Here is a 1,710-nt window from a genome sequence, read left to right as displayed (position 1 = left end):
CGAAGTACGAGCCTGGGCAAACCCGAGCCCCGATCCCGCGTCGCCGGCAGCCCCGCCGGCCCCGGCGGGGTGTGACCGCGCGGATCCGGCCCCATGACGGTCCCTGCAACCTGCGAAGCGGGGAGGCGCGGGGGGGGGGGGCTACGGGGGAGGACATGGTGGTGGGCCCGGCAGGACTCGAACCTGCAACCAGACCGTTATGAGCGCAACGACTTCCTTCAAATAGCAGGGAAAGCAGACGAAATCGGAGAGGACAGATGTAGAACGTTCGCCCCCGGTTCCAACGTATCGTTGGCGAAACGTTGGTTCGTTTCACCGGCAGGGCAGGACGTCGCCACCCGTCCAGCTCGGGGTGTGACCGAGCCAGACGGGGAGGGGCGGATCGGGACCTTCGGTGCGGTTAATCACCCGGCTACGAATTCTGGACCGAACAGTAGGAACAAGGCGAGGCGGGGTTTAGACGCTTTTGTGATCGCGGAGCTGCGCGAAAAGATTTTATTTACTATAAGTTTCAATACGCAGGAAACCCTTTGCACGCAATATTATTGCATGCAATCTCTGCTCATATCCTTAGTTGATAGCCAATCCCTCAGCTTTATTGTCGCCGCAGCGACTATTTGCACCTTCAGTGCGTGGCTGTTGGTATCTCTCATCCACTATGCAGAGGTTGGTAGCACAACCACCCGGCGATGGTGGTTGCTTGGAACGGCCGTCGTTGCGGGCACTAGTGTCTGGACGACTCATTTTGTGGCGATGCTAGGGTACCGGACCGATCTCGTCCTGAGTTACAACTTTAACACGACGATGGTCTCCGCCGCTGCAGCAATCGGCGCGGTAGGCCTACCATTCGCCCTTTCGATCATATGCCCACGGGGATGGATGCGCCTTGTTGCCGGAGCTGCGTCAGGCCTGGGGATTGGCGTTATGCACATCAGCGGGATGGCTGCGCTGGAAAACTGCGGCCAGGTTCAGTCGCTTGGCTTCAACGTCCTCGCCTGCTTGATCGGCGCTGCCTGCATGGCGCTCGCGCTCGTGCGTCCGGGGCGAACTGGATCACGGCTGGTGACCACGTCGCTGATCGTCGTCGCGGTTTGTGGGACGCATTTCGTCTCGATCGCGGGCACGATCTTGACCGGGGAGCGCGTCGATCAGCTCCTTCCCGGCGTACAGGTCGCACTCAGTGTTCTTGCCGCGACAGGCGCCGCCATCCTTCTGTTCGGGACACTTCTCGCTCTAACTGCAGCTAAGCGCTTTGACACCCAAGAAACTGCACACGCTCGTGTTCTCGCAACGGCACTGCAAAAGATGTCGAACGGGATCCTTAAGGTATCTGCTTCCGAGATCGTGGAACTCTACAATGAGCGCCTCTGCGCGATGCTCAAGCTCGCGCCAAGCGACATGGCCAGTGGAATGAGCTTGGCAGCCTTTCTCAAGGGTGTGGGTCGGGCGAATGGTTGGGAGGCAGACCGCGTCGCCAGGGTGCTGGCAAACCACCGAGCCTGGATGGCCAGGGACGACGAGACTCGCGTCGAGCACAGCTTCGAGGATGGCCGGATCCTGTCCATCGCTTGCCAGCCCATCGAGGATGGTGCGGTGCTCACCTTCGACGACATCACGCAAGCAAAACAGGCGCAGCGCGAAATCAGTCTGCTCGCCTATCACGATCCGCTGACAGGCTTAGCCAACCGCCGGTCGCTGATCGAACGTCTG

General features: G+C 60.4%; 1 protein-coding gene. It reads left to right on the top strand.

Going from position 1 to position 1,710, the window contains the following annotated elements; translation table 11 throughout:
* Window positions 1-468: 468 nt before the first annotated feature.
* Window positions 469-1,710, top strand: a 1,242-nt coding sequence (locus MKK60_RS00135; RefSeq protein ID WP_243983405.1) for a PAS-domain containing protein, incomplete at its 3' end; no start/stop codon positions are given.

The organism is Methylobacterium sp. J-092 (assembly GCF_022829325.1).
Taxonomy (GTDB): domain Bacteria; phylum Pseudomonadota; class Alphaproteobacteria; order Rhizobiales; family Beijerinckiaceae; genus Methylobacterium.
This window is presented reverse-complemented; position numbering and strand designations above follow the sequence as displayed.